Here is a 25,830-nt window from a genome sequence, read left to right on the forward strand (position 1 = left end):
TATGGTTAGCATTCTATTTTGTGTTTTAACTTACAAGTAACTATGTTATACTACGAGAGTAGAGTTAAAGTTTATATATTTTTATATGAGTACATAATGGAGAATGTTTATGAAGAAAAAAATCATTTTCACCTTGGCAGTTCTGATGCTTCTCATTCCAGGTGGAATCTTTGGTGTGAGAAAGTGGATTGAACACCAAAACTCACCCTATAATGTTAGTGATGTTTTAGACGATAAAGGAGTAAAACTTTACAAACGCGGATTTCGTTTGTTAGAAGAACAACTGGCGACTTACATCAAAGAACACTATTCAGGAGTTAGTAAAATTGAGTTTTCACCAATTTTTGTTCAAGGTGGGGATGGGCAGAGCATGTTTCGTGCAACAATTGTGCCTGTCATTTATGACAATCATGGTAATAAGGCTTATTTAGGACGTTCTGTTGGAGAAGAAGATTTTGGCCGTTTTACAAGTAGTGGCAGTATTCAACTTAGCTTTGATGGACTTGACAATGAAGTTATTGAAATAAAGGTGGATGATGACTATGTCAATATCTCTAATAATGAGATATTGCCTGAAAAAGCAAAATTATCAACAAGCAAACGAATTGATAATAATATATCAGCCTTAATCGAAGCTGGACAAATAAAGAATATAGAAAAGAACCAAAACGGAAGTCCTCATGCTGAAGTGAAATTTAATACTCAAATTAGAAAAGGAGATCATTTCAAATGGCGTTGATAGAATGGCATTGTTTATATTAAGTAACGCTTAGCAAGGCTAATAATTTGTACAAAGTTAAGTCATAAACATGATGAATCTTACTTTGTTGTTATAATCCTTATATATGCGTTCTAATTACAAATTTTTTACAGAACATAATGGAGAGACTGATGAAGAAAAAAATCCTTATAATGATTGCTGTTTTGGTTATGTTAGGTTCAGGAGGCATCCATATGTATAACAAACTGACAAAACCTAACCTTAGCCCCAAAACAACCAAGCTCTATCAGCAAGGCTTTCGACTTCTGGAAGAGCAACTAGGAACTTATATAAAAGAACATTACTCAGGGGTTGAAAAGATTGCGTTTTCCCCAATCTACGTTACTGAGGAAGGGTCAACTTTCTCAAATGCCTATGTACGTCCGACGATTTATGATAAATATGGGAATAAAGCAACATTAGGAACAACAATAAAGAACTACACACCTAATAGCTATGGTTTGGATACTCATATAATTCTTAATTTTGATGGAGGTGGAAATGAAGCTATAGATTTAAAGGACTCAAACGGGAATAACATTGATGTTTCAAATGCAAAACATTTGCCAGACGAAGCAAAGCTCACGAAGGCTAGAAGTACAGATGAAAATATTTCTTTATTGGTTGAAGACAGTCAGTTAAAGGATGTTGTTAAGGATGAAAAAGGAAGCCCAGAAGCTCAGATTATTTATAATGTTAAACTAAGTAAAGAGGAAGAATGATGTGACGTGAACTAATCAAGAAATATATTCATTTTCTTAGATGGTTGAGAACAAATTTTTGCAAGAACAAGGAAAAAGATTTTATATTATAATATAAATGTATTATGCTATACTATTAGAGAAGAACTTTGAAACCGCTCTCTGAAAAATCATTATAATGGAGGTAGTCTTGTGAAAAAAAAGATTATTACTGCTTTAATAATTCTATTCGTTGTAATTTCAGGAGGAATCTATATGTACAATAAACTTACAAAACCGAACTTTGGACCCAAAACAGCCAAGCTTTATCAGCATGGATTTCAACTTCTGGAAGAGCAAATTGGAACTTACATCAAAGAACACTATTCAGGAGTTAGTAAAATTGAATTTTCTCCAATTTATGTTACGGGAGATGATGGTTCTTCTATGTTGAATGCGGAAGTTGTTCCAATTGTTTATGACTCTCACGGAAATAAAGCGAAATTTGGAGGATTATATAAAAACTTTCAACATCCTGCTTATGGTACTATAGGTTATTTACGTCTGAGTTTTGATTATTCAGGGAATCCTTATATCGAACTAAGCACAGACTCAGGAGAATTTAAAGATGTGACTTACGGACAATCATTACCAGAAGAAATAAAAGGGAAGAAAATAAAGGATATTGATTTTAATTTTGAAACCTTAATAAAAGAAGGGAGGCTAAAAGGTGTTGAAAAATCAGATGTTGGAAGCCCAAATGCAGAAGTTATTTATAATCTAGAACTAAAAAAGGGGGTACTTCCGAATGACACTGAATGATAAGGAAATTCAAGAATTGCAAGGGATGATTAAAAAAGAACTAGGAGCTACTTTGGGTACACAAATAAAAAAATATGTCCCAAATAGTTTTGGGATTGAAGCGGATCTTGTTCTTGATTTTGATTGGAGTGGTAATGAAGTAATTGAGTTGTTAGATTCAGAAGATAATAGTATTGATGTCTCAAATGCTAAAGAACTCCCTGAAGAAGCTAAATTAACAGATGCAAAAAGTATAGATATAAATATTCAAATGTTAGTAGAAGATGGTCAGTTAAAAGATGTTGTCAAGGATGAAAAAGGAAGCCCAGAAGCACAGATTATTTACAATGTTAAACTAAGCAAAGAGGAAGGATGATGTGGCTTTGTCTGATCAAGAGGCTTGAAGAATGTAGTTAGATCTTAAGAAAGACGTAAAGAATGAAAGCAAAGTTATTTATAGGATTTGAAATAAAACTTTTTTATGTAAAAGACTCCAGATATTATAAACAGATAATTGAGAGCGCTTTTATAAAAAATGAATGAGACCAGAAATAATGGTATGACTAGAAATATTATGATATACTATAATTAAAAAATAAAAGCGTTTTCATAAAGGTGTGAGGTAGGTAAACAATGAAGAAAAATAAATTTGCGATCATTGCAGTTCTTGTAGTTTTAATTTCAGGAGGAGTATATTGTATGACAAAATGGATTGAACACAAAAACTCTCCATATAATGTTAGTGATGTTTTAGACGATAAAGGAGTAAAACTTTACAAACGAGGATTTCGTTTGTTGGAAGAACAACTGGCAACTTACATTAAAGAGCATTACTCTGGTGTCAGTAAAATTGAGTTTTCGCCAATTTTTGTTCAAGGTGGGGATGGGCAGAGCATGTTTCGTGCAAATATTGTTCCTGTGATTTATGATTTACAAGGCAATAAAGCCTACTTGGGAAAAAAAATTGGTGAGAAATCCTACAGTCATTATGGTAGTTTTTGGGATGTTAGGCTTGATTTTAATGGCTGGGATGAAGAAATCATAGAATTAAAGGTTGGTGACGATTTTATTGATATTTCCGAGAGTAAAAAATTACCTGTGGAAGCCAAATTATCGACTAAACCAAAAATTGATGAGAATATAGAAGCTTTAGTTCAAGAACATCAGCTCGTAGATGTTAAAAAAAGCGAGAACGGTAGTCCTGATGCAGAAGTTGTCTATAATACAGAAATTAGGAAAGGAGACTTTTTAGAATGGCCTTAACAGACGAGAGCATACAGGAATTACAAGTTGAAGTTCTTAATATAATAAAAGAAGAAAAAAATGGGAATGAGTTCTCACTTGATGAGAGCGGAAAGAAATATAAACTGATTAACGAAGTCAACGAAACAACCCAAGCCATTGCTGTTGCGCCTCTTGATAAGGAAGGTAAGCCAGATTACACTCAAACTACTATTGTTGTTGCTGGTACTCAATCACCTAATAACGAAAATAATAACCATGTTACAGAATCAGTATTCAATGCGGTAATAGCAAGAAATCAATTAACAGAACAGACAAAGGACGTTCGAGAATTTTATAATCAATCATTAGCTAGTGCTAAAAAAATGGCTGGAACAGGACAGGAAGTTGATATTAGTAATATGTCGGGATTCAGTCAAGCTGGACCAGCAGTTGCTAAAGTAGCTGCGGAAATGAAAGTCCAGAAGATTACAAATTTTATGGACTGGGGTGCGTGGAATTCGTTGACAAAAAATACAGCCGATTATAGAGGTATTAGTGATGAAGAATTAGCATATATTAATAAACGCTTACATTCATACAGTGATCAAGGGAAAGATTTAACAAGTTGGGATGGTCATGGAGGAATCATTCCGTATGGAAAAGTATTTACTGTAGAGGGAAAAAATCATAATGCTGGATTACCAAAGATAAAAGGTAATAGGCTAGATTTTGAGTGGTATGAAAAAAATGGTCTTTTCTGCACTGGTATGACCGAAAAGCAAGTCAGAAAGATTGCAAAACATAAAGCAAAAATGTATGAAATAAATGTAGCAACCGCAAATTTTGGATTAGACTATGCCAAAAAGAATCCTGAAAATTATGTTCTTGAGTATTTAAGGGACTACGGAGACTTCGCTCCTGAGCCTTCTAAGCATGATTTAATCGCCATAAATAGGAAATACATTGATGAATTGCATGCTTCTTTAAGAATTAGTTCTGGCGACAAAACAATTAGTTTGAGAGAGGAACTTGTTCGTACAAGTGCGCAAACAGCTCAGCTTCAGGCTGAAGTATATGAGCAAGAAATTAAAGATAAGATAAAAAGTGCTAAATCTAGTGTTGAAAATCATATCAGAGAACTGAGAGATGCAGCTTATACCCTAGCCCACAATCTTTCTGCCGATGAGGTAGAGGGCTTATTATCTGAGTTGAGCATATCAACAGCTTGGAATGACGGAACAGAAGCAAGTACTCTTGCGTCAGCAAACTCTTATATGACTACAATGACTGGTATTGCTGGCAATTTAAACAAGGCAGCTGATAATATCGTAGCGATTGATCAAAAAGGAGCACAGATTTTCACAAAAAAATAGGAGGAAACACATGATTGAACCAAATACAGAAGATCGAGCTGAAGCCGAACGTATAAAAAAAGAATATTTAAAGATTCAGGAACGTATTGCCATTCGAGGTTTGATTTCAGCTAAAAGAGCTGTCCTTCTTGAAGAAAGTCAAGCTTTGCAAACTTGGTTGGATAGTCAAGCTGAGGCTATGAAAACTTTTGCATCCACTCAAGTACCTGCCGACTTATCCGGGGCCTTTACCGGTGGAGCAGCAGATTCCATCAAGGAGGTACTAGGTGCTGTTCCTAAGCCTAGTTTGACCAGCCCTATCTTATAGGAGGCTTTATGGATATTCAGAAAAAGATCAATCGTCTTGATGACGATCACATAGCTTTTCGAAAGAAAGTTAGTGAGTATGAATGGGATTATCAGGACATGAGACGAGAAGCTAAAAATGTTTCAGAGCAAATGAGCGAATGGATATTATCTTTTTGTCGCAATAGTCCTGATACCGTCCCCTCATATGAATTAAGCCAAATAGAGGAAAACAGGGAAATTTTTGAGAGAAAAATTCAGCGTTATGAAGAACGGCTAAACAAAACTTATCACGAAGAAAATCGAATCTATAACAAAAAATTAGAGGAACTTGAGAAAGAAAAGAAGAACTCTTGACCTTTCTTCCATTTTATAAACCACATTGACAGGTACTACCTGTCTTTTTGTTTGCATTTATTCTGCAACGAAATCTTTTAAATATGATACAATAATAACAGATTATAAGCGGACAAGTATGGCGGAGTAATCTTGCTGCGTTGTTCGTTAGATGAGGAGAAGCAGATGCAAGCAGTTAAACATTTTATTGAAACTTTTGTTCCTGAGCACTATGATCTCTTTTTGGATCTGAATCGTGCCGACAAGACTTTTTCAGGCAAGGTGACCATTACTGGGGAAGCTAAGACGAGTAAGATTTCCCTACATCAAAAAGATTTGACAGTTGAAGCTGTAGAGGTGGCTGGCCAAGCTCGTCCTTTCACTCTTGATAAGGACAATGAAGCTCTTTATATTGAGCTGGAAGCAGCTGGGTCTGTAGTGGTGACCATAACTTATACTGGTAAGATTACGGACAATATGACAGGGATTTACCCATCTTACTACACGGTAGATGGTGTGAAAAAAGAGATTATTTCTACGCAGTTTGAGAGCCATTTTGCCCGCGAAGCCTTTCCGAGTGTGGATGAGCCAGAGGCTAAGGCAACTTTTGATTTGGCTTTGAAATTTGACCAAGCAGAGGGTGAATTGGCCCTGTCTAATATGCCGGAAATTGATGTTGAAAACCGCAAAGCAACAGGTGTTTGGAAGTTTGAAACGACTCCACGTATGTCTTCCTATCTCTTGGCTTTTGCTGCAGGTGATATGCAAGGAATTACTGCTAAAACCAAGAATGGAACTTTGGTAGGAGTTTATGCGACCAAGGCCCATCCAGAGAGCAATCTAGAGTTTGCTTTGGACATTGCAGTTCGCTGTATTGAATTTTACGAAGAATACTACGGAGTCAAGTATCCTATTCCTCAATCCCTTCATGTGGCTCTGCCAGACTTTTCTGCTGGGGCTATGGAAAATTGGGGCTTGGTGACCTATCGGGAAATCTATTTGCTGGTGGATGAAAATTCAACAGCTCTAAGCCGTCAGACAGTTGCCTTGGTTGTTGCACACGAATTAGCCCACCAATGGTTCGGAAATCTAGTGACCATGAAGTGGTGGGACGACCTTTGGCTCAATGAAAGCTTTGCCAATATGATGGAGTATGTCTCAGTTGATGCGATTGAGCCTAGCTGGAAGATTTTTGAAGATTTCCAGACCAGCGGAGTTCCTTATGCCCTCAAGCGTGACGGGACAGATGGCGTCCAGTCGGTCCATGTAGAGGTCAAGCACCCTGATGAAATTAATACTCTTTTTGATGGGGCGATCGTCTATGCCAAGGGCAGCCGTCTCATGCACATGCTGCGCCGTTGGCTGGGAGATGATGCATTTCGTAAGGGGCTAGGTGCCTATTTTGAGAAGCATCAGTATGGAAATACCATCGGTCGTGACCTCTGGGACGCTCTTTCTCAAGCTTCTGGCCGTGATGTAGCTGCCTTTATGGATGCTTGGCTGGAGCAGCCGGGTTATCCAGTTGTCACTGCTAAGGTCGAAAATGACTGCTTGATTTTGACGCAGAAGCAGTTCTTCATTGGGGAGCACGAAGACAAAGGTCGCCTCTGGCCAGTACCGCTCAATAGCAATTGGCAAGGACTACCTGATACTCTGACGACAGAAAGACTGGAAATTCCTAATTATGCAGCCTTGGCAGCGCAAAATGACGGAGCCCTGCGTCTCAATACAGAAAACACAGCCCACTATATTACAGATTATCAAGGTGAGTTGCTGGATGCTCTTCTGAATAATCTCAGCTCTTTGGACAATATCAGTAAACTTCAAATCGTGCAGGAGCGTCGACTTCTGGCAGAGTCTGGTAAGATTTCCTATGCGGATCTGCTGCCAGTCATCAGCAAGCTGGCAAACGAAACTTCTTATATGGTGGTTTCAGCTGTTTCCCAAGTGCTGGAAGGATTGAATCGCTTTGTGGATGAAGGTAGTCAGACTGAAGAAGATTACAAAGCCCTGCTGAAAATTCTCAGTCAAAGTAATTTCGACCGTCTTGGTTTTGAAAAACAGGACGGTGAAAGCGATGAGGATGAGATGGTTCGTCAGCTGATTGTGGGTAATATGATTAAGGCTGACGATGAAACGGCTAAAGCTCAAGCTAGCCAGATTTTTGACAACTATCGTGATAATTTGGAAAAACTCCCTGCCGCTATTCGCCTGCAGGTGCTGGTCAACCAAATCAAGCATCATGAAAGCAAGGAGCTGACTAAGCTTTATCTGGACCTCTATGTTGCTTCAAATGATGGAAGCTTCAAAAATGCTCTTTCTACAGCCCTTTCTTATACGAAGAACAAGGAAACCTTGGATGAACTTTTAGCGACTTGGAAGGATAAATTTACTGTAAAACCGCAGGATTTGTCAGCTTGGTATGCCCGTTTCCTCAGCCGGGATTTTACTCAAGAAGCAGTGTGGACTTGGGCGCGTAAGAATTGGGACTGGATCAAGGCAGCGCTAGGTGGCGATATGAGCTTTGATAGCTTTGTCATTAGCCCAGCAGTGGTCTTCAAGACAGAGAAGAGATTGGCAGAGTACAAAGCCTTCTTTGAACCGCAGTTGGATGATATGGCGATTAGCCGAAACATCAGCATGGGAATCAAGGAAATCGCTGCGCGTGTTGAATTGGTGAAGCGTGAGAAAGAAGCAGTGGAAAAAGCGATTCGAGCTGCAATCAGATAGATTTGATTAAAATAACTAGAAAGTCTGAGATATGATCCTATCTCAGGCTTTTATTTATCATTTTGAGTATTTAAACATTGCTAATATGCCTTTGCTTTGATAAAATAGAATAGTATGTAAAATAAACAGGCAACTGTTTAAAGGAGAAATGGAGTTTATTATGGAAAAGAAAATAGTCTATGGCTTCCGCAAGAGCCGCCTTTCTAAGGGCTTGTGCGGAGCTGTTTTGGGTGCGGTTTTGATGGTAGCTGCCGGATCAGTTCAAGCAGAGGAAAAGGTACCTTCAGCAGCCGATGAGTCTGCCCTTTCTGAAGCTGCACTTTCGCCAACCGAAGCGTCCCAGCCAACTGCTGCCCCTGCTCAGTTGGAGCCAGTAAGTCAAGACAAGCTTCCCTTGGGGGTTTCCCATGCGGACCTGGACCAAGCTTTGGCAGAGGCTGAGAAAGCGGGTATCCAGCTAAAGCAAGAGCCGCCTGTTGATTTAGGAATAGCTAGAAATCCAGAAGAAGCTGCGAGTAAACGGGAGACAGCGCTAGCAGATTATGCGACCCAAGTCAAGGAAATACGTGAAACCACAGCAGCTTATCAGGAGCAACTGAAGACTTATGAGAAAGAACTCAGTCAGAAAGAGTCTGCCAATCAAGCCTTGAAAGACCAATATGACAAGGCGCTGGCTTCCTATGAACAAGAGTCCAGCCGTATTCAAGCTGAAAATGCTCAGCTTCAGGCGGAATATGAACAGAAACAGGCTGCTTATCAAGCAGAATTGAGCCGTATAGTAAAAACCAATCAAGAGAAAGAAGCCTCCTATCAAGCAGCTTTAGCAGCCTATCAAGAGGTGCGTTCACGGATTTTACAAGAAAATGCTCAAGAAAAAGCAGACTACCAAACTGCTATGGAGAGCTATGTTATAGAGTTGAAAGTTACCCAGGAGAAGAATGCAGAAGCAAAGCGTCGCTATGAAGAAAAGCTCGCTCAGGTCTCAGCTCACAACAAAGCTGCCCAAGCTGAAAATGCAGCCATTGCAGAACGAAATCAAGCAGCTGAAAAGGCCTATCAGGAAGCAGTCAAGCAGTATGAAGCTGAAGTATCCAGACTGACTCAGGTTAAGGCAGAAAAAGAAGCTGTTTATCAAGCTGCCTTGGCTGACTATGAGAAAGAATTGGCTCGGGTTCAGAAAGAAAATGCTGAGCTAGAGCAGCAGTATCAGTCAGAATTGACGGCTTACCAACAGGAAGTAGAACGTATTCAAAGAGACAATCAAGCAGCTCAACAATCTTATGAGACAGCCTTGGCTAAAATCCAAGAGCAGAACAAAGAGATTGAAGCGCAAAATCTAGCTGTTCAGAAGAAAAATGCAGCCTTAAAGGAGCAGTATCAGGCTGATTTAGCTGCTTATCAAGAGCGATTGGCTGAGATTCGCCAAAAAAATCAAGCGGCAGAGGAAGACTATGAGAGCAAATTAGCAGATTATCAAAAGAATCGCTCTCAAATCGAGGCGGCCAATGAGGCCAAAGAAAGAGATTATCAAGTGGCTTTGACTGCTTATCAAGCTGAACTTGAACGTATTCAAGCTGAAAATAAGAAGCGGCAAACTGCCTTTGAGACTGAAAAAGCAGAAGTAACAGCCCGTAATGCTGCCATTGAAGCTGAAAACGCCCAGATTCGTCATCAAAATCAGGAAAAACAAGAGCTTTATAAAAATCAATTATCTCAATATGAGCAGGATGTGGCTCGAATCACCGAAAGCAATCAGAAAAGTCGAGAAGCATATGAGAAAGCCTTGCTTACCTACCAGGAGGCGACTGCTCGGATTGAGACAGAAAACAAGAATAAACTAGCTGCTTATCAGGCAGACTTAGCGACATACCAAGCAAATCTTGCAAAGATTGAAGCAGAAAATCAAAGACTAAAAGAAGACTATGAGGCAAACCTTGCGGCTATTTCAGCGCAGAACGCTGTGATTGAGCAGGAAAATGCAAGCATTAAGGGAAAAAATGCCCGCTTGAAAGCTGACTTTGATAAGCTCTTGGAAGAATATAAGAAGGCAAAAGCTGCCTATGATACAGCCAAAACTAAGTATGATGCAGCTCTTGTAACTTTTGAGAGAGAGTTGCAAGAAGCTGAAGCTAAGAAAAATGAAGAAGGTTATCTCAGTAAGGTTGAAAGCCAGCCTTTTGTTTTCAAATCTGAGCCCCAGGCTGTCTTGACGCTTGATCCCTCTATTAGAACCTATACCAATGATGAGCTGACTGATGAGGTTCGTTCTTGGGGAATGGATCAACAAGGAATAACTGCTTTGACCAGTGTTTTAAAAGGGAAAGAACATCAGACTAAAGTCATTTTACAAAAAGATGTGCCTCTGGTAGCTACTTATACTAATATCAAAAATTCCAGTATTCAGGGCAAGAAAATCGCTAAAGTTGTCTACACTTATACTCTGAAAGAATCAACGAAGAGTCAGGATAAGCTGCCAGTTTTCTTAGTTAAGGATCCGACCTTGACTGTCTGGACCTTGGATTTTCATGGCCATTCTCGGGTCAATGTTCAAGCTGAGTTTTTCGATGAGGCAGGAGAAAGGCTTGATATGACAGGCTCGCTTGTCAGCTTCTCGTCTTTAAATACGAACAAAGTTGCGATTGAATATATCAAGAATTTTAATGGTGAATATATTCCTATTACAGGCTCTGCCATTAATGTTCACCCAGATACTAGTGTTCACGCTGATATTTCAATTAACTTTGAGCGGGAAGGCTCTCGCTTTGAGTATAACAAATGGGACTCGCCGAACAGTCCCTATAACTGGTATGGCGCTATCGTAGGTAAGGCACAGGGCGATGTCATTTCCTTTGATATTGGTTCACGAAACCGAGGTTCTGCTTGGTTTGTATTTAACTCTGATATTAAAGCCAAAGGTGTTCCAATGAAGCCTGTTGCTCCGACAGAAGTTGCTCAACCTCAGGAACCGGCTTATGAGGAAGTCAAGGCCTTGCAGCCTCTTCCAAGTCAGCCAGTCTATCAACCTTTGCCAGAAGAGCCAGCTCAGCCGGCCTATCAAGAACTTCCTAGCCAGCCGACAGAAACTCAGCCTCTTCCTCTTCCAAATCGGCCTGAGGAGCCAGCAGTCCTACCAGAAAGAGATCTGGCAATTCTTCCGCAAGAGCCAACTTATCTGCCTGAGCCGCTTCAACCTCAAAAGCCAGTTTATCAGGAAGTGCCAGAAGAACCTAGCTCCCCTTCTCTATTGACAGAGCCGACTGCAGTTGAAGAGCCAACCTATGAGAAGGAGCAGCCCTTGCTGAGTCTTCCCCAAGCTCCGGTTGAAGAAGCGCTGCCACAGGAACCACAGCTCCCATCTTATTTGAAGGAACCAGAGAAACCTCAAAAAGATCCTGAAGTAAGCACGGGTGAGGCTCCGAAACCGCCTGTTTATGAAGAAGAAATTGCTTTAGAGGAGCTGCCTCAGGAGCCAAGCTATCTGCAGGAACCACAGCTTCCTCAAGAACCAGTTCTTCAGCCTGAACCCCAGGCACCTGTCAGAGAAAGTGACCTGCCTCTGATAGAGGAGCCTGACAAACCAAACTATAAGGAGCTTCCCCAACAGCCGGCTGAACCTAGCTATCAAGCTTTACCAAGCCGTCCGCAAGCACCAACTCAAACTTATCACTATAACCAGCTCTTTATCCAGTTAAAAGTCAGAGAAGAGTTGGAGGATGAGTCCAAGAAGAATATTCATCAACAAGAGGTTAGCCAGGGAAGTTTTGCAGTCCTTAATCTGGTAACGGATGCTTTGCCTGCTTATCGCTTGCCAATTCACTCTTTCGTATTGGAAGATCGCCTGCCAGAAGGTTTTGAATTAGATCTAGAAGCTACTAGAGCGAAAAGTCCTGGTTACGAGGTTTCTTATGATCCGAGCAGCAGAGTTTTGACTTTTGTTGCTGCACCAGGTTTGCTTGAACGCTACAATGCTGATTTGAATATTGCGACCGAGCCTCTAGCTCCGGCAGCCGTTGGTCGACTCTTGTATCCAGGCAGAACCTATACCAATCATTTCAGCTTGCTGATTAATAATCAATACCGGATAGAATCCAATAAGGTTAGTGTTTCGACACCTCCTGCAGAGATTACTGTTCAAACAGCGCAAAAATTTGAGCCTCTTTCAAATCAGGATTGGCAGCATCAGAGATCTGCAAGTAAGCAACCAAGCAACATGCAGCTATCCGTCAGCTACCAAACCAGTCAAGGTCAATTGCCTAAAACTGGAAGCAGTTCGAGCTCTCTTCTCACTTATTTTGGCTTTGCGGCCTTGCTAGCTGCAGCAGGTTTCCGCTCATCTAAGAAAGAGTCGTAAAAAGATAAGCAGCTCCTGCATCCATAGCTTTTGAACATGATAAATTTAGACTGAGACAATTTTGTCCCAGTCTTTTTTGCTGCGGATTTTTGGGGCAAATGTTTGATAGATGTATCAAGTGTTTTAGATAGGCAAGTATTTTAAGATGAACGTAAATCGTGTTATAATAGCCATGTCAAAGAATTTTTACCTACAATAATCACTAATGTTAAAGAATTTCATCTAGCCAAACAACTAAAAAATAAGTATGATGAGGAGGAAAAGATAATGTTAGGAAAACAATTGAAGTTTATACGGGAGCAAAGAGGCTATAGCCAAGCTCAGATTGCAGAATCATTAGGAACGACTCGGCAGACCATCTCGAACTGGGAAAATGATAAGACGATTCTAGATAGTGCAAGTCTTATTCGTCTAGCCGATTTTTACCAGATTTCATTAGATGAGCTATGTGGTCGAAAAGCTTTATCTATCTCCAAAGATTCGAGCATAAAATCAATGATTTTGACAAATGCCTGTACACTTTGGACTTGCTTTGTTTCATCTCTCGGATAGCTCTATTGATTTTCCTGCTAACTTTTTAGTTATTTAGAATATTAGGAGGAAAACAATGTTTTACTATTTTTATTTATCTCTCGCAATTCTATTTGAAATTGCCGCCACAAGTCTTTTAAAACTATCTCAAGGTTTTTCGAAACTATTTTTCGGTTGCCTTGCTTTGATGTTTTATGGCTTGTGCTTTTTCTTTTTATCTCTATCTTTAAAGGGCATTCAGTTAAATCTAGCTTACGCTATTTGGTCTGCAATAGGTCTAGTAGGGACAACGATATTATCTATTCTGCTTTGGCACGAAAAAGTGACAGCTGTAAGCCTTTTAGGGATAAGTCTAGTTATTGTCGGACTTGTTTTATTGAACTTATCACAAAAGACTCACTAGAGAATGGAGAATTATATGTTTGATAATTATTTTAAAAATAAAAAGGTTGTAATTATTGGTGCAAGTGGTAGTTTGGGAAGAGTCTATACGCGGGCTTTTCATCAAGCAGGTGCTAGGTTATATCTATTAGGAAGAGATATAGAGAAGTTAAAGATGTTTGTGCAAGAATTTTCGTCTTTTATTCCAATAAGCTCAGTGGATATTACAAGTGAAGAGTCTCTAAAAAATGTAGTATCAGAGATACAAGAGTGGTCGGAATGTATAGATATTGTTATCAATGCAACTGGTTTTGATGTAAGAAAGTCTTTGTCAGCGCATTCCCTTGAGGACATAGAGCAGACACTATTGATCAATTTATCTGGCGCCATTCTGATTAGCAAGATTTTTCTGCCCTTATTAGCAAATGAAAAAGGTGCTACAATTGTGCATTCTGGCGGTTTTGCAGATGGGCGGCTCGCTTTCCCTTACTATAGCGTAGATGTGGCTAGTCGCGCAGGGATTTTTTCTTTTATTGAATCAATGAATCGCGAATTAAAGCAGGAGCAGAAAAAGGTGTATTTAACCTATTTTTGTCCCAATGCTGCGGACACACCCTCAGAAAAGCCTTACCATCCTGTTTGGAAAGAAATGGGAATTAAGATTTCAACTACAGACGAAGTTTGCCTAGCTTTGCTAAAAGGTATTAAGTCTCATCGAAGAGTCATCCTAATGGGGCGAGGGGCATCTTTGTTTGCTAAACTCAATCTTCTGTCTTCAAGATTAGCTGATTTTCTTTTATTAGATAAATATAGCCGTATATTGAAAAAGCACTTTGCATAATCCATTTTCCCTATCTTTCAGCCTTTTTTAAGAAAAAATTCAGTCCTGTTTAAGTAAAAATCTATATGATAATGCTATTCAAGTGAAAGGATGTGTATGGGATGACTTGTAAGCTGCATTAGCTTCTTGTTTGATAGAAACAGATTGAAAAATTTACAAAAGAAAGAAGGAATCGTATTAAATGGATATGGAAAAAATGATTGTTGTAGAAAAAAGCACCAAATGGTGGCTGACAGTTGCGACGGGTGGTGCTCTAGCAGTCGGACTTATGGGTGGCTATGGCCTTGCGACAGCTATTCACGGTACAAACAATCAGCAATCAGCTATTCAACAGCCAGCTGCTATGCCTGGAGCACCGGAGCAGGGTCAGAATGGCCAGGATGCAGGAAATGGAATGCCGCCACAAGTTGGTCAGAATGGTCAAAATGGTGGACCAGGTAATGGCATGCAGCCGCAGGATGGTGGTCCAGGACAGAACGGTCAAGACCAAGGAATGCCGCCTCAAGACGGCCAGCAGTCTGACAATGACAACGGGAAGAAAAACAAGAAAAAGTCTTCAACGAACACAAACGAACAATCGGACAAGAACAATAATAAGTCAACAAAAGAAAATAAAACGTCGCAGTCGTAGAAAAAACTTACTGATTTTGACCCAAGTCATGATATAATAAGAATAGCAAATAAAACAAAAACCAAAAGACATAATCTTGGAAAGTTTTATTGGAGGAAAGAAAAATGATTAAAATTCTATTGGTAGAAGATGACCTTGGACTGTCAAACTCAGTTTTTGATTTTTTAGATGATTTTGCAGATGTAATGCAGGTTTTTGATGGCGAAGAAGGTCTATATGAAGCAGAAAGCGGTGTTTATGACCTCATCTTACTGGATCTCATGCTGCCTGAAAAGGACGGTTTCCAAGTGCTGAAAGATCTCCGAGCAAAAGGAGTCACAACCCCCGTTCTCATCATGACAGCTAAGGAAAGCTTGGATGACAAAGGACATGGCTTTGAGCTCGGCGCTGACGACTATCTGACAAAACCTTTCTATTTGGAAGAACTGAAAATGCGGATCCAAGCGCTCTTGAAACGCGCTGGTAAATTCAACGAGAATACTCTTTCTTATGGTGATGTGACTGTCAACCTATCTACAAATTCAACCACGAAGGCGGGTAAAGATGTAGAGTTGCTTGGTAAAGAGTTCGACCTCTTGGTTTATTTCCTGCAAAATCAAAATGTAATCTTGCCTAAGACTCAAATTTTTGACCGTCTGTGGGGCTTTGACAGTGATACCACTGTTTCCGTTGTTGAAGTGTACGTTTCCAAGATTCGTAAAAAACTGAAAGGAACGGCATTTGCGAAAAACCTACATACTCTTCGTAGTGTCGGCTACATTTTAAAAGATGCTGAATAAAATCAAGAAGACCTTTTATGCGGATGATTTCTCTTATTTCATTCGCTATTTTGGGTTGTTTACATTAATCTTCTCAGCCATGACCTTGATTATTATTCAGGTGATGCGCTCCAGCCTTTATACGTCTGTTGATGAAAATCTGAAAAACCTGAGTAATGATCCTAGTTCGGTAGCAGATTTGGCCTATCGGACGACAGGTCAGCAGTCTGATCCAAGCAATAAGGTCAATACTAAAAGTCCTAAAAGCAGTAAAGAGCCAGATGGTGATTCAGATGAAGAGCCTAAGCCTAACAATCTAACTACGCCAAATGTCAGCTCTAATACTTTTGCCCTGCTTTTGGATGATGATTATAAAAATATTTCCACCAGCAAGAGCGATGGTTTTCTGGACTTTAATTCATTAGAGTTTAACAAGTCCTATCTGAATCAAATCAAGGAAATTGTGATTGGCAACAGCTTTGGTCAGACAGAAAGCTATCGGGCTTATCTCTTTGATATTGATCCTAAAAATGAGTATCCTGATATCAAGTATGCTGTGGTCATGACTAGTATCAGCCAGCTGGAGCAAACCAGCAGCAAGCATGAGCAGTTGATTGCCATGGTCATGGTCAGCTTTTGGGGAATTTCCCTGATTGCCAGTATTTATCTGGCTCGGATGAGTGTCAAGCCTCTGCTGGAAAGTATCCAGAAGCAGAAGGCTTTCGTGGAAAATGCCAGTCACGAACTACGGACTCCTCTGGCAGTATTGCAGAGCCGCTTAGAGACGCTCTTTCGTAAGCCTGAAGCTACAATTATGCAGAGCAGTGAAAATATTGCTTCTAGCTTGGATGAAGTACGGAATATGCGCTTGCTGACGACCAATCTGCTCAACCTGGCCCGCCGCGATGATGGCATCAAGCCACAATATGGTGAAGTCGAACCAGAATTTTTTGATACGACCTTTGCTAATTACTGCATTATCGCAAGGGAGAATAAAAAAGCTTTTCATTCAGAAAATATGATCAAGCACCCTATTGTGACCGATCAAATTTTTCTCAAACAGCTGATGACTATTCTATTTGACAATGCTATCAAGTATACAGATGATGATGGCGTAATCAGTGTCATGGCTACTTCGACAGATCGCTACCTTATTTTCCGAGTGGCGGACAATGGCCCTGGTATCAGCGATGAAGATAAGAAGAAGATTTTTGATCGTTTTTATCGGGTGGACAAGGCTCGGACCCGTCAGAAAGGTGGCTTTGGTCTGGGACTTTCTCTGGCCAAGCAGATTGTCGATGCTTTCAAGGGCTCTATTTATGTCAAGGACAACAAACCAAAAGGTACGGTCTTTGAAGTTAAACTGCTACTGAAAGAAACGAAAAAGCGTTCTGTAAAATAGTGGGAGAGGCCTAATATGAACATTTTGGTTTATGGTGCTGGCACAATTGGTTTGACATACGCTTGGTTACTGTCTAATCAGCATCAAGTTACTGTCTTAGTTAGAGAACATAAGCTGTCGACTTTAGAGCAAGGCTTCACACTTTCTATTAAAGATTTAAGGAAAGACGAACAGGTCTATAAAGAACATCATTTCCAGCCGCCATTGGTGACGAGTATTGATCAAGACTATGACCTGATTCTCTTAACGGTAAATAGTTTGCAACTAGAGCAGGCATTGAATCATTTAGCGGCTATAAAGGAAAAAGCTCATTTACTTATTTTACAGAATAACTGGAATATCAACTCCAAGATTCCTTCTTATTTGAACAGAAAGCAGGTGTCGTTAGCTTTTCCTTCTTCTGTTGGAGGAGGGCGAAAGAGTGATGGTTGGATCCAAGCTATCATTTTCAAAGAAGCTACGTTACTTGATGATGATTCTTATACATCAGAGTTGTCTCCTATTTTCATAGCTAGTGGGATAGGCATTGATGCTATGCCTAACTTGGCTTCTTGGATGAAGGTTCACTGCCTTCAGGAGGCGGTAATGGCAGGTGCAGTTGCAGAAGCGGGGACTTTTGATGCACTCTTGAAAGATAAAAAAGCAATTCGAAAGATGATTTGCGCTTGGCGAGAAGGTTTAGAACTCTGTCAGCGATATGGCATTCCTAAACATCGTTATAAACCTACTAAATATCTATCCCTGCCCTTATTTCTCTTGGTTCCAGTAATGAAGTTCATGTTGAGTCAGCCTTTGGTTGCCGAAATGGTCACAAATCATATGCATTCAGGCTATGCCGAGTGGGTTGATCAATATTTTGAAATCAAAAGAAGTGCTGAAAAGGAAAGCATTCCCATGCCTCAATGGAATTCGTATAGCGACTTCATTGAACATTTTTTGAAAAACAATTCTTAGCAGGCCTTAATGGCTTGCTTTTTATCTGGTACCTATTTACTTTTTTAAAAATTTAATATAAGTTTTGCCTAAAATAGGGTATAATAATAAACAAGAAAGAATGAGGTGAAATTATGGCATCAAAAATGTTACATACTTGTTTGCGTGTGGAGAATTTGGAAGCGTCTATCGCTTTTTATGCAGAGGCTTTTGGCTTTAAGGAGCTGCGCCGCAAGGATTTTCCAGATTATCAGTTTACTATCGTTTATCTAGGTTTGGAAGGTGATGATTATGAGCTGGAACTGACCTATAACTATGATCATGGTCCTTATGTGATTGGCGACGGCTTTGCTCATGTGGCACTTAGCACGCCGGACTTGGAAGGTCTGCATGCTGAGCACAAGGCTAAAGGCTATGAAGTGACAGATCCAAAGGGCCTTCCTGGCAACCCGCCTAATTATTATTTTGTAAAAGATCCTGATGGCTACAAGGTGGAAGTTATTCGTGAGAAGAGTCTCTAACATCTATCTGCAGTTAATTTTGCAAGATAAATGATGATTTTTATTCATTTAGGACAGGTGTATGAAAAGACAAAATAACAAGAAACACGGTAAGAAAACACTCATCGTTCTCAGCTTGCTAGGCTTAGCTTTTGTTGCTGCTCTATTTCTGGGTGCTGTAAAGATTTACGCTATTTTCCAAGAAAAGGAACTGCAAGAGAAGGTTAGTGTGCTGATTTCTCAAGAAGAGACTTTCCACGCTGAAAAAACTGAAAAGCAGAGCAAGATGATTGGCAGCCACTATGTAGAGGCCTTTTATCCTCTTCTGGATGGTCAGGTTATGGCAAGTGTCAAGGAGCAGATGGACGCTGATAGCCAGACGATTAAGGATAATCAGAAGAAGGGCGATAAGATTGAGGAATTGACTTTCTACTATGCTGAGGAAAAAGAAACGAGCCTGAAGGATGTCAAAGAAGTACTGGTGCATCGTAAGGACTATCATGTCAAAGAGATGAAAATCAGTAAAGGAGAAGAGCGGGAAGTTGCTGACAGCTACCTTGGTGCAGACGGCAGCCCTTTCACTCTGGATAAGCTCTTTCAGGATCCTGATGCAGCTAAGGAAATCTTCATCAATGAAATATCCAGCCAGCTGACCTTTAGACAGGCCGATGAGGCGGTGCAGACGGAAATTCTCAATAACCTTAATGGAACTGAGTTGAGTCAGTGGTCTTTCCGTTATGAGTACAGCCATTTTTCTATTAAATTGAGCAAGGAAGTGCAAGGCTTAACCAGCATTGACGTTCCGTTATCCAGCTTTTATGACCAGATCAATGCGGACTATCTGACCGGAGATGACTTGGCGGCTTATCAGAGTTTCGAGGCTAAGAAGCATGTGAAAATGGTTGCTCTGACCTTTGATGACGGTCCAGATCCTAAGACAACACCACAGGCTCTGGACATCCTCAAGAAATATGGTGCCAAGGCGACCTTCTTTATGGTTGGGCAAAATATTGCTGGTAATGAAGCGATTGTCAAGCGCGTGCACAATGAAGGTCATCAGATTGGGATTCATACATGGGATCATCCAGTTTTAACCAAACTTCCTCTGGAGACAGCCCAAAAAGAAATCCTTGATACCCAGACCGCTATTAACAATGTCATAGGCATCAAGCCAACGATTACGCGGCCTCCTTATGGAGCTATTAATGCTACAATCCAAAATTCGGTTGACCAGTCCTTTATCATGTGGAATGTGGACAGCCTAGACTGGAAGACACGCAATACTAAAGCCATTATGCAAGAGATTGCCAAAACCCAGCCAGGCTCGATTATCCTCATGCATGATATTCACCAGACCAGTATTGATGCTCTGCCAAGCGTCATCCAGTATCTTCAGAGTAACGGCTATACTCTGGTGACGGTCGATGAGCTGCTGGAAGGTCAGCTGGAGCCGCATCGTATTTATTACGGAAGAGACTAAAACGGTCCTTGGGTTTAGATTTTTGAAATTCTTGTTGGTCATAAGTAAAAAAGCTTTGGAAACATTAGATTTCCAAAGCTTTTTTAGTTTAACTCGTTACATAAAGTTCTTGATTTTTTAGTACAATTTCACGAACGGAAGCGTATTTTTTCAATGTTTTCAGCTCTTCTGGATGGCTGATGAAGGTAATCACATAGCCTTCCTTGCCCATGCGGCCGGTTCGTCCAGAGCGGTGGGTATAGGTTTCTAAATCGCGTGGAAGCTCATAATTGACGACACATTCTAGCGAGTCAATATCAATGCCACGAGCAACCAAGTCAGTGGCTAGCAGAAGAGTAATCTGATGTTCTTTGAACTTATCTAGAATAACCTTACGGAACTTAACGTTGACATCGCTGGCTAGAGAAACCGCGTTGGCTTCACGATACTGGAGTTTTTCCTCGGCGCTGCCTAGGTCTGACAGAGCGTTGAAAAAGACCAGTCCACGGAAATCTTCTACATTGGATAGCTTACGCAGCAACTCTACCTTATCACGTTTTTCGACATGCATGTAAAAATGCTGGATGTTGTCCAAAACTTGGTCGTCAATGCTGATTTCTAGAGTATTTTCAGCAATTTTATCGTGGTCGAACTTAGCAGTGGCGCTCATATATATCAGCTGGTGGTCACGAGGTGCATAGTGGGTGATTTTATCGACAAAGTGATACTGAGAATCGCTGAGCAGCTGGTCAAATTCGTCCAAAATGATGGTTTCGACATTCATCATCTTGATCTTCTTGAGCTTGGCCAATTCGAAAATTCGTCCAGGCGTTCCGATGATAATTTCTGGACCTTTCTTAAGGCGCTCAATTTGTCGCTTCTGGCTGGATCCGGAGAGCAGGAGCTGAGCTGTCAGTCCTAAAGGCTCTGCCCAAGTCTTGCAGACCTCAAAGATTTGTCCGGCCAACTCGGTGTTAGGAGCTAAAATCAAGAGCTGTTGGGCTTTTTTAGGTGTCAGCCTGAGCAGATTGGGAAAGAGATAGGCCAGAGTTTTACCAGTACCAGTCGGACTGATTCCCAGCACCGTATCGCCTGCAGAAATAGGCTCAAACATCTTCTCCTGAATAGGTGTTAAATCTTCAAAACCTAGCAGAGCCAGCTGATTTTTCCAGCTAGGGGGAAATTGTTCCTTAATCATCATCAACCTCAAATCTAATGCCAGCGTCCTTGCGCATGGCAAATAAGCTTTCATGAACAGCCGCTGCCGTATCCAACCATTTCTCGTAAGCCGTATCCTGTCCGCCCTTGAGCACTCGTGCGAAAGCCTGAGTCTCTTCCAGCATGGTGTGGGAAGCACGCTTGATAGGCAGCACCTCTTCTTGACCGTCCAGACTTTGCCAAATAGCAGAGCTGATAAATTCAATCCCGTCTAAAGTCAGAGTTCCCTGATCCGTGTAAATCTCTGCAGGCAGATTGCTGTTTATATTCTTACCGGCCTGAATCTGAATTTGAAAATCCGGATAGATAAGACAGCCGGCTCCATTTAAATCAATCGTATTGGCTAGCTGCTGAGCGCTGTAGCGAGCGAAGCGTGGATGGCCGAAAAGTCTGATAGCCGCATAGACAGGATAGACACCCAGATCCATCAAAGCGCCGCCAGAAAACTTAGCTGAGAAAACGTTAGGCTGCTCTCCCGCAAGCAGAGCCTGCATTTTTGAAGAATACTTGGCATAGGTGAAGTTGGCTCCCAAGACAGTCTTTTCCTTGAGGAAATCACTGATCGTATCAAAGGCCTGCTCATGATAGTTGCGGGCAGCTTCAAAGAGATAGACTTGATGCTCGTCAGCCAGCTTGACCAATTCCCGCCATTCTTTGGGACGAGAAACCGCAGGCTTTTCGACAATGACATGTTTACGAGCCAGAATGGCTACCTTGGCATACTTGAAATGCAGACTGTTGGGACTGGCGATATAAACGACATCGATATCAGATGACAGAAAGTCCAGCATTTCAGTATAGACGGCTGTATTTTCATAGTTTTGCACAAAACGCTCAGCAGAAGTTAAAGTCCGAGAGTAGACAGCTGCCAGCTGATAGTCGCCTGTTGAGTGAGCGGCCTTGATGAACTCATGAGAAATAGAACCTGTTCCGATGATTCCAAGTTTGAACATAAAAACCTCCTTTTTCTAATTTTTAGCATGTATTTTTTATTTTAGCTCTTTCATTATAACATGAATTGCGGTAAAATAGATAAGATAACAAGAGATGGAGCTTATAATGCAAAATAGACCTATTATTATTGGTGTAACTGGTGGTTCCGGAGGCGGAAAAACTAGCGTTTCTCGAGCAATTTTGGCTAATTTTCCAAACGAAAAAATTGCCATGATTGAGCATGACTCCTACTATAAGGATCAGACGCATCTGACTTTTGAGGAGCGGGTTAAGACCAACTATGACCATCCTTTTGCCTTTGATACGGACCTGATGATTGAGCAAATCAAAGAGCTCTTGGCTGGTCGGCCAGTGGATATTCCCACTTATGACTATACGGAGCATACCCGCAGTAAAAAGACCTATCGTCAGGATCCTCAGGATGTGTTCATTGTTGAGGGGATTTTGGTCTTGGAGGACCAGCGCCTGCGGGATTTGATGGACATTAAGATTTTTGTAGACACAGATGATGATGTTCGGATTATCCGTCGGATTAAGCGGGACATGGAAGAGCGCGGCCGCAGTTTGGATAGTGTTATTGAGCAGTATTTGGGTGTCGTTAAGCCTATGTACCATCAGTTCATCGAGCCGACCAAGCGCTATGCGGATGTCATTATTCCAGAGGGAGCTTCTAATAAGGTGGCTATTGACTTGATTACGACCAAGATTGAAAAAATCCTTAAGGAAGCCAGAGAAGGCTAGCACACGTAGCTTTCTGCTCGGTCATTTGAGGAAACAAAAGTTTGTGAATCTGGTGAATCGCAGTAGCTGCAAGATTTTCGAAATGTAATCTAGCAAGGGGAAGTGGACGGACTGAAATCAAGGATTTCCGAGTCTGGTCACTCCCTTATTTTGTAGGTGATTTATGAAACAATTTGTAAAAAGAGAGTTTCACTCTCGTTCAAAATTTTTTGCCTGTCTCTTGACCTTTTGTGCAGGATTTATCGACGCCTATACCTTCATTGAGAGGGGAGGGACATTGGTGGCAGGTCAGACGGGCAACGTCGTTTTTCTTTCGGTCGAGCTCATCAATCAGGAGACAAGTGGAATCGAAGTGAAATTGGCAACTATGTTGGCTTTTATGCTGGGGATTTTTCTGATGACTGTTTTTCAGCATCATTTTGAGCATTCTTGGCGCAGGCTGTCCAGTGTTTTTCCCTTGATATTGACGACAGCTGTGGTTGGTTTTTTACCTTCCCATGTCCCCCAGCTCTATATCGTGCCACCACTGGCTTTCTGTATGGGCCTGGTTGCGACGGCTTTTGGCGAGGTGGATGGCATTGTCTATAACAACTCCTTTATGACGGGGAATATCAAGAAAACCATGGTAGCTTTTGGTAACTATGCTCGAAACAAGAAAGGGAAAGATTTGAAAGAAGGCCTTTTCTTTGTAGCCTTATTGGCAAGCTTTGTAGTGGGAGCTATCATCTCTACTTATCTGATTCAATTTTACCTCTTGAAGACCATCTGGCTTGTTTCCCTGATTCTAACAGCCTTTCTCCTTTTCCGAGGTATTCAGTATACGAGGAGATGAGGGTGGATATTCTTAGAAACGCAGAGTCTTAAGAAGTGATATTATGAAATACATAGAAAGAAGTAGAATATAAGTAAGTATGAGAAAAATAATCTTTATAGGACAGAGCGGTGATAGAGCCGTTTACTATAACACGCGGACAAGAGAGGCATTAGCAGCGAACAAAAGTGCCCTCTTAAATACAGAAGGAGCAAGGAGATCGAATAGAGCGATTATTCCTTTAATTGCTATATTCTCTTTGTTAGGTTTACTCGGAGGCTTTGTTGCAATACCAATTTTCTCAGGCTTTCGTTATAATAGTGCGATGGTTCCTATTTTTATTCTTTGTCTTTCCTTTATTCTATTTGGATTTATATGGATGATGGAAGTCGCCTTATATAAAGGAGTGAAACGAGCCCGAGGAGCAACAAAGCAAGAGTTTAAAGAAGCAGTTTATTCAAATTTATTCTGGGAAAATTTTAGTGAGAAAAAAGCGACGTTTGCGAAAATGTTGGCTTTTATGATTGTTATGCTACTAATTTTTATGACTACTATAGTAATATTTGCTGCTGCAATACCAGGCACAATTGATTCATTCAATAAGCAAGAGGCATTTGATATACAAATCTTTTTCTCGCCTTTAGCTGGCCTCTTTCCAGCTGTTTCTTATTTGTTGTTATTCCAAAATAACCCCATTCGCTGGTTGTTAGCTGTGCGGAAGTATGAGCAAGGCAAGGTGATATTTGCAGAAGAAGAGGAAAAACAATAGTTTTTTACTTATTGCTATTGAGACCTTATTTGGTGCATGGGTAGGAACAGTGGTTGGTAATGATTTATCAACAACCTATGATGAAGCTAGACATGATAAAATTAAAGCTTCTGATTATAAAGATTGGTGGAAACCGTGGTGATTAAATATGAGAAAAATAATTTTCATTGGACAGAGCAGTGATAAAGCCGTCTACTATAATACGCGAACAAAAAAGGCTCTGGCAGCCGATAAGAGTGCACTCTTAAATACGGAAGGGGCTAGGAAGACCAATAAGGCTATTATTCCTTTGATATTACTTTTTGCGTTATTTGGTGGGGGTACTGGGGTTGCTATTTTTTCCTTTACTACTCCATTTAGATTAAACGAGAGGATGATTCCAATTATTTTATTAGCCATATTTTTAGTTTTCGTTGGCAGTATTTATATGTTGGAAAAGGCCTTATATAAAAATGTTCGATCCACAGTTTTGGCAAACGAAGAACAATTTAAAGCTGCAGTGAATAGCAGTTTAATTTGGGGAGGTTTTTCCGATAAGAAAGCCACATTTGGTAAAATTTTCTTTTTCATATTTATTATCTTCATTCTTCTCTTTTGTGTAGGAATGGTAGGTATGTTTGGAATACCAGGGATGCTTATTCCTTATTATAATCATGAGTGGTTCGATCTTTCATTATTATTTTCACCAATAGCAGGGGTCCTTCCAGCTGTGGTCGTAATTTCTCTTTTCCAAAACAATCCTATCCGCTGGTTGTTAGCTGTGCGGAAGTATGAGCAGGAGAAAGTAGTATTTGCAGATGAAGAGGAGAATAAACAGGAATGAGAGTCTATTACCATTGGAAACAGAGGAGGGAACTCTTCTTCAGCAAGCGCAAAATCTATTAGACGACGCTAGAAATAGTGATCTTTATCAAAGTTTTATAATGATTTATAAGCTTTACTTTAAGAATGTGGTAGAAAAGATATTAAAAAATGATACAATAGTGGAATTGATTAATTCTTCGAAAAATAGAGAAGGGATATATAAACTGATTAAGTCGTATAGTGAACTAGGCGATAAGAGTTTAAAATTGGGGAAATGGACCATATCTGCTAATTCAATTGGTAAAAAGATAGATTCTTTTAATAAAGGCTTAAGTTTTCTATTACCAACTACTACAATTAAACAGACGGTGACAGAATTTGTTAAAAATTCAAATGTATACAAAACATTATCTAAGAATGCTTGGTTAGGAGAATCTGCAAAGTTTTTAGGGAAAGCAAGCACTTTTGCTGTTGGAAAAGCAACGGAAAAAGCGGTTAGCAATATTGTAGGGGGCGCTTCGAAAATGTTTTCAGGATTTTTTGGAGGATGATAATTA

The 25,830-nt window shown here is 40.4% G+C and carries 25 protein-coding genes and 1 pseudogene; 24 read left to right on the plus strand and 2 right to left on the minus strand.

Annotated elements, in window-relative coordinates; translation table 11 throughout:
• Positions 1 to 109: 109 nt before the first annotated feature.
• The 19 genes and pseudogenes from RP262_RS04530 (at position 110) to RP262_RS04620 (ending at position 19,997) form a co-directional block, all read left to right on the plus strand.
• Positions 110 to 739, plus strand: a complete 630-nt coding sequence (locus tag RP262_RS04530; RefSeq protein ID WP_311154439.1) for a hypothetical protein — start codon at positions 110 to 112, stop codon at positions 737 to 739.
• Positions 740 to 891: 152 nt separating this feature from the next.
• The gene (locus RP262_RS04535; RefSeq protein WP_311154440.1) at positions 892 to 1,482 is read left to right on the plus strand and encodes a hypothetical protein; all 591 of its coding nucleotides are present in this window, start codon (positions 892 to 894) and stop codon (positions 1,480 to 1,482) included.
• Between the two features lie 171 nt (positions 1,483 to 1,653).
• Complete coding sequence (locus tag RP262_RS04540; RefSeq protein WP_124764861.1) at positions 1,654 to 2,262, plus strand: hypothetical protein; 609 nt, start codon at positions 1,654 to 1,656, stop codon at positions 2,260 to 2,262.
• Between the two features lie 46 nt (positions 2,263 to 2,308).
• A pseudogene (locus tag RP262_RS04545) lies at positions 2,309 to 2,617 on the plus strand (hypothetical protein); the annotation flags it as partial.
• A gap of 257 nt (positions 2,618 to 2,874) precedes the next feature.
• Entirely contained in the window at positions 2,875 to 3,504 is a 630-nt protein-coding gene (locus RP262_RS04550; protein WP_125410325.1) for a hypothetical protein, read from the plus strand.
• Positions 3,495 to 4,838: a hypothetical protein gene (locus RP262_RS04555; protein WP_311154441.1), complete on the plus strand. Its 1,344-nt coding sequence runs from the start codon at positions 3,495 to 3,497 to the stop codon at positions 4,836 to 4,838. The genes RP262_RS04550 and RP262_RS04555 overlap by 10 nt, the downstream gene beginning before the upstream one ends.
• Before the next feature lie 10 nt (positions 4,839 to 4,848).
• Positions 4,849 to 5,145 (plus strand): hypothetical protein, encoded by a 297-nt coding sequence (locus RP262_RS04560; protein WP_125377865.1) that lies wholly within the window; start codon positions 4,849 to 4,851, stop codon positions 5,143 to 5,145.
• Positions 5,146 to 5,153: 8 nt separating this feature from the next.
• Positions 5,154 to 5,480 carry a hypothetical protein gene (locus RP262_RS04565; RefSeq protein WP_002919194.1) on the plus strand — a complete coding sequence of 109 codons (327 nt, stop codon included), beginning with the start codon at positions 5,154 to 5,156 and terminating at the stop codon, positions 5,478 to 5,480.
• A 165-nt stretch (positions 5,481 to 5,645) separates the two neighbouring features.
• Positions 5,646 to 8,189 (plus strand): M1 family metallopeptidase, encoded by a 2,544-nt coding sequence (locus tag RP262_RS04570; RefSeq protein WP_311154442.1) that lies wholly within the window; start codon positions 5,646 to 5,648, stop codon positions 8,187 to 8,189.
• 148 nt (positions 8,190 to 8,337) lie between these two features.
• On the plus strand, positions 8,338 to 12,540 hold the full coding sequence (locus RP262_RS04575; protein WP_311154443.1) for a GbpC/Spa domain-containing protein: 4,203 nt from the start codon (positions 8,338 to 8,340) through the stop codon (positions 12,538 to 12,540).
• A 267-nt stretch (positions 12,541 to 12,807) separates the two neighbouring features.
• Complete coding sequence (locus tag RP262_RS04580) at positions 12,808 to 13,092, plus strand: helix-turn-helix domain-containing protein (protein WP_002900560.1); 285 nt, start codon at positions 12,808 to 12,810, stop codon at positions 13,090 to 13,092.
• Positions 13,093 to 13,147: 55 nt separating this feature from the next.
• Positions 13,148 to 13,474 (plus strand): multidrug efflux SMR transporter, encoded by a 327-nt coding sequence (locus tag RP262_RS04585; protein WP_002900559.1) that lies wholly within the window; start codon positions 13,148 to 13,150, stop codon positions 13,472 to 13,474.
• A gap of 3 nt (positions 13,475 to 13,477) precedes the next feature.
• On the plus strand, positions 13,478 to 14,293 hold the full coding sequence (locus RP262_RS04590; RefSeq protein WP_125341320.1) for an SDR family oxidoreductase: 816 nt from the start codon (positions 13,478 to 13,480) through the stop codon (positions 14,291 to 14,293).
• 181 nt (positions 14,294 to 14,474) lie between these two features.
• Complete coding sequence (locus tag RP262_RS04595; protein WP_223310279.1) at positions 14,475 to 14,924, plus strand: hypothetical protein; 450 nt, start codon at positions 14,475 to 14,477, stop codon at positions 14,922 to 14,924.
• 104 nt (positions 14,925 to 15,028) lie between these two features.
• Positions 15,029 to 15,703, plus strand: a complete 675-nt coding sequence (locus RP262_RS04600; protein WP_002897753.1) for a response regulator transcription factor — start codon at positions 15,029 to 15,031, stop codon at positions 15,701 to 15,703.
• On the plus strand, positions 15,693 to 17,084 hold the full coding sequence (locus tag RP262_RS04605) for a cell wall metabolism sensor histidine kinase WalK (protein WP_227970346.1): 1,392 nt from the start codon (positions 15,693 to 15,695) through the stop codon (positions 17,082 to 17,084). The genes RP262_RS04600 and RP262_RS04605 overlap by 11 nt, the downstream gene beginning before the upstream one ends.
• Positions 17,085 to 17,099: 15 nt before the next feature.
• Positions 17,100 to 18,038, plus strand: coding sequence for a ketopantoate reductase family protein (locus RP262_RS04610; RefSeq protein WP_125406893.1), 939 nt, complete (start codon positions 17,100 to 17,102; stop codon positions 18,036 to 18,038).
• Positions 18,039 to 18,151: 113 nt separating this feature from the next.
• Positions 18,152 to 18,538 carry a VOC family protein gene (locus RP262_RS04615; protein WP_002895748.1) on the plus strand — a complete coding sequence of 129 codons (387 nt, stop codon included), beginning with the start codon at positions 18,152 to 18,154 and terminating at the stop codon, positions 18,536 to 18,538.
• Between the two features lie 61 nt (positions 18,539 to 18,599).
• Positions 18,600 to 19,997, plus strand: coding sequence for a polysaccharide deacetylase family protein (locus tag RP262_RS04620; RefSeq protein WP_125380175.1), 1,398 nt, complete (start codon positions 18,600 to 18,602; stop codon positions 19,995 to 19,997).
• 88 nt (positions 19,998 to 20,085) lie between these two features.
• Here the strand turns inward: RP262_RS04620 and RP262_RS04625 are convergent, their stop codons facing one another.
• Together RP262_RS04625 and RP262_RS04630 are read right to left on the minus strand one after the other, a co-directional pair.
• On the minus strand, positions 20,086 to 21,177 hold the full coding sequence (locus tag RP262_RS04625) for a DEAD/DEAH box helicase (protein WP_185758097.1): 1,092 nt from the start codon (positions 21,175 to 21,177) through the stop codon (positions 20,086 to 20,088).
• A complete protein-coding gene (locus tag RP262_RS04630) occupies positions 21,167 to 22,147 on the minus strand; it encodes a Gfo/Idh/MocA family oxidoreductase (protein WP_311154444.1) in 981 nt (326 codons plus the stop codon). The genes RP262_RS04625 and RP262_RS04630 overlap by 11 nt, the downstream gene beginning before the upstream one ends.
• A 106-nt stretch (positions 22,148 to 22,253) precedes the next feature.
• Here RP262_RS04630 and udk point away from each other — a divergent pair, with 106 nt between their 5' ends.
• The 5 genes from udk (at position 22,254) to RP262_RS04655 (ending at position 25,824) form a co-directional block, all read left to right on the plus strand.
• On the plus strand, positions 22,254 to 22,889 hold the full coding sequence (gene udk, locus RP262_RS04635) for a uridine kinase (protein WP_023916123.1): 636 nt from the start codon (positions 22,254 to 22,256) through the stop codon (positions 22,887 to 22,889).
• Positions 22,890 to 23,052: 163 nt separating this feature from the next.
• Positions 23,053 to 23,721, plus strand: a complete 669-nt coding sequence (locus tag RP262_RS04640; RefSeq protein WP_311154445.1) for a YoaK family protein — start codon at positions 23,053 to 23,055, stop codon at positions 23,719 to 23,721.
• A 79-nt stretch (positions 23,722 to 23,800) separates the two neighbouring features.
• A complete protein-coding gene (locus RP262_RS04645; RefSeq protein ID WP_311154446.1) occupies positions 23,801 to 24,469 on the plus strand; it encodes a hypothetical protein in 669 nt (222 codons plus the stop codon).
• 148 nt (positions 24,470 to 24,617) lie between these two features.
• Entirely contained in the window at positions 24,618 to 25,292 is a 675-nt protein-coding gene (locus RP262_RS04650) for a hypothetical protein (protein WP_049544381.1), read from the plus strand.
• Positions 25,293 to 25,305: 13 nt separating this feature from the next.
• Positions 25,306 to 25,824, plus strand: a complete 519-nt coding sequence (locus RP262_RS04655; RefSeq protein ID WP_311154447.1) for a hypothetical protein — start codon at positions 25,306 to 25,308, stop codon at positions 25,822 to 25,824.
• Positions 25,825 to 25,830: the final 6 nt, after the last annotated feature.

The sequence above is a fragment of the uncultured Streptococcus sp. genome, assembly GCF_963456385.1.
Classification (GTDB): domain Bacteria; phylum Bacillota; class Bacilli; order Lactobacillales; family Streptococcaceae; genus Streptococcus.

Excerpts from the sequence above, each read along its gene's own strand:
- RP262_RS04530 (WP_311154439.1), top strand. The coding sequence starts at position 110 with ATGAAGAAAAAAATCATTTTCACCTTGGCAGTTCTGATGCTTCTCATT.
- RP262_RS04535 (WP_311154440.1), top strand. The coding sequence starts at position 892 with ATGAAGAAAAAAATCCTTATAATGATTGCTGTTTTGGTTATGTTAGGT.
- RP262_RS04550 (WP_125410325.1), top strand. The coding sequence starts at position 2,875 with ATGAAGAAAAATAAATTTGCGATCATTGCAGTTCTTGTAGTTTTAATT.
- RP262_RS04555 (WP_311154441.1), top strand. The coding sequence starts at position 3,495 with ATGGCCTTAACAGACGAGAGCATACAGGAATTACAAGTTGAAGTTCTT.
- RP262_RS04560 (WP_125377865.1), top strand. The coding sequence starts at position 4,849 with ATGATTGAACCAAATACAGAAGATCGAGCTGAAGCCGAACGTATAAAA.
- RP262_RS04565 (WP_002919194.1), top strand. The coding sequence starts at position 5,154 with ATGGATATTCAGAAAAAGATCAATCGTCTTGATGACGATCACATAGCT.
- RP262_RS04570 (WP_311154442.1), top strand. The coding sequence starts at position 5,646 with ATGCAAGCAGTTAAACATTTTATTGAAACTTTTGTTCCTGAGCACTAT.
- RP262_RS04575 (WP_311154443.1), top strand. The coding sequence starts at position 8,338 with ATGGAGTTTATTATGGAAAAGAAAATAGTCTATGGCTTCCGCAAGAGC.
- RP262_RS04580 (WP_002900560.1), top strand. The coding sequence starts at position 12,808 with ATGTTAGGAAAACAATTGAAGTTTATACGGGAGCAAAGAGGCTATAGC.
- RP262_RS04585 (WP_002900559.1), top strand. The coding sequence starts at position 13,148 with ATGTTTTACTATTTTTATTTATCTCTCGCAATTCTATTTGAAATTGCC.
- RP262_RS04590 (WP_125341320.1), top strand. The coding sequence starts at position 13,478 with ATGGAGAATTATATGTTTGATAATTATTTTAAAAATAAAAAGGTTGTA.
- RP262_RS04595 (WP_223310279.1), top strand. The coding sequence starts at position 14,475 with ATGGATATGGAAAAAATGATTGTTGTAGAAAAAAGCACCAAATGGTGG.
- RP262_RS04600 (WP_002897753.1), top strand. The coding sequence starts at position 15,029 with ATGATTAAAATTCTATTGGTAGAAGATGACCTTGGACTGTCAAACTCA.
- RP262_RS04605 (WP_227970346.1), top strand. The coding sequence starts at position 15,693 with ATGCTGAATAAAATCAAGAAGACCTTTTATGCGGATGATTTCTCTTAT.
- RP262_RS04610 (WP_125406893.1), top strand. The coding sequence starts at position 17,100 with ATGAACATTTTGGTTTATGGTGCTGGCACAATTGGTTTGACATACGCT.
- RP262_RS04615 (WP_002895748.1), top strand. The coding sequence starts at position 18,152 with ATGGCATCAAAAATGTTACATACTTGTTTGCGTGTGGAGAATTTGGAA.
- RP262_RS04620 (WP_125380175.1), top strand. The coding sequence starts at position 18,600 with ATGAAAAGACAAAATAACAAGAAACACGGTAAGAAAACACTCATCGTT.
- RP262_RS04625 (WP_185758097.1), bottom strand. The coding sequence starts at position 21,177 with ATGATGATTAAGGAACAATTTCCCCCTAGCTGGAAAAATCAGCTGGCT.
- RP262_RS04630 (WP_311154444.1), bottom strand. The coding sequence starts at position 22,147 with ATGTTCAAACTTGGAATCATCGGAACAGGTTCTATTTCTCATGAGTTC.
- udk (WP_023916123.1), top strand. The coding sequence starts at position 22,254 with ATGCAAAATAGACCTATTATTATTGGTGTAACTGGTGGTTCCGGAGGC.
- RP262_RS04640 (WP_311154445.1), top strand. The coding sequence starts at position 23,053 with ATGAAACAATTTGTAAAAAGAGAGTTTCACTCTCGTTCAAAATTTTTT.
- RP262_RS04645 (WP_311154446.1), top strand. The coding sequence starts at position 23,801 with ATGAGAAAAATAATCTTTATAGGACAGAGCGGTGATAGAGCCGTTTAC.
- RP262_RS04650 (WP_049544381.1), top strand. The coding sequence starts at position 24,618 with ATGAGAAAAATAATTTTCATTGGACAGAGCAGTGATAAAGCCGTCTAC.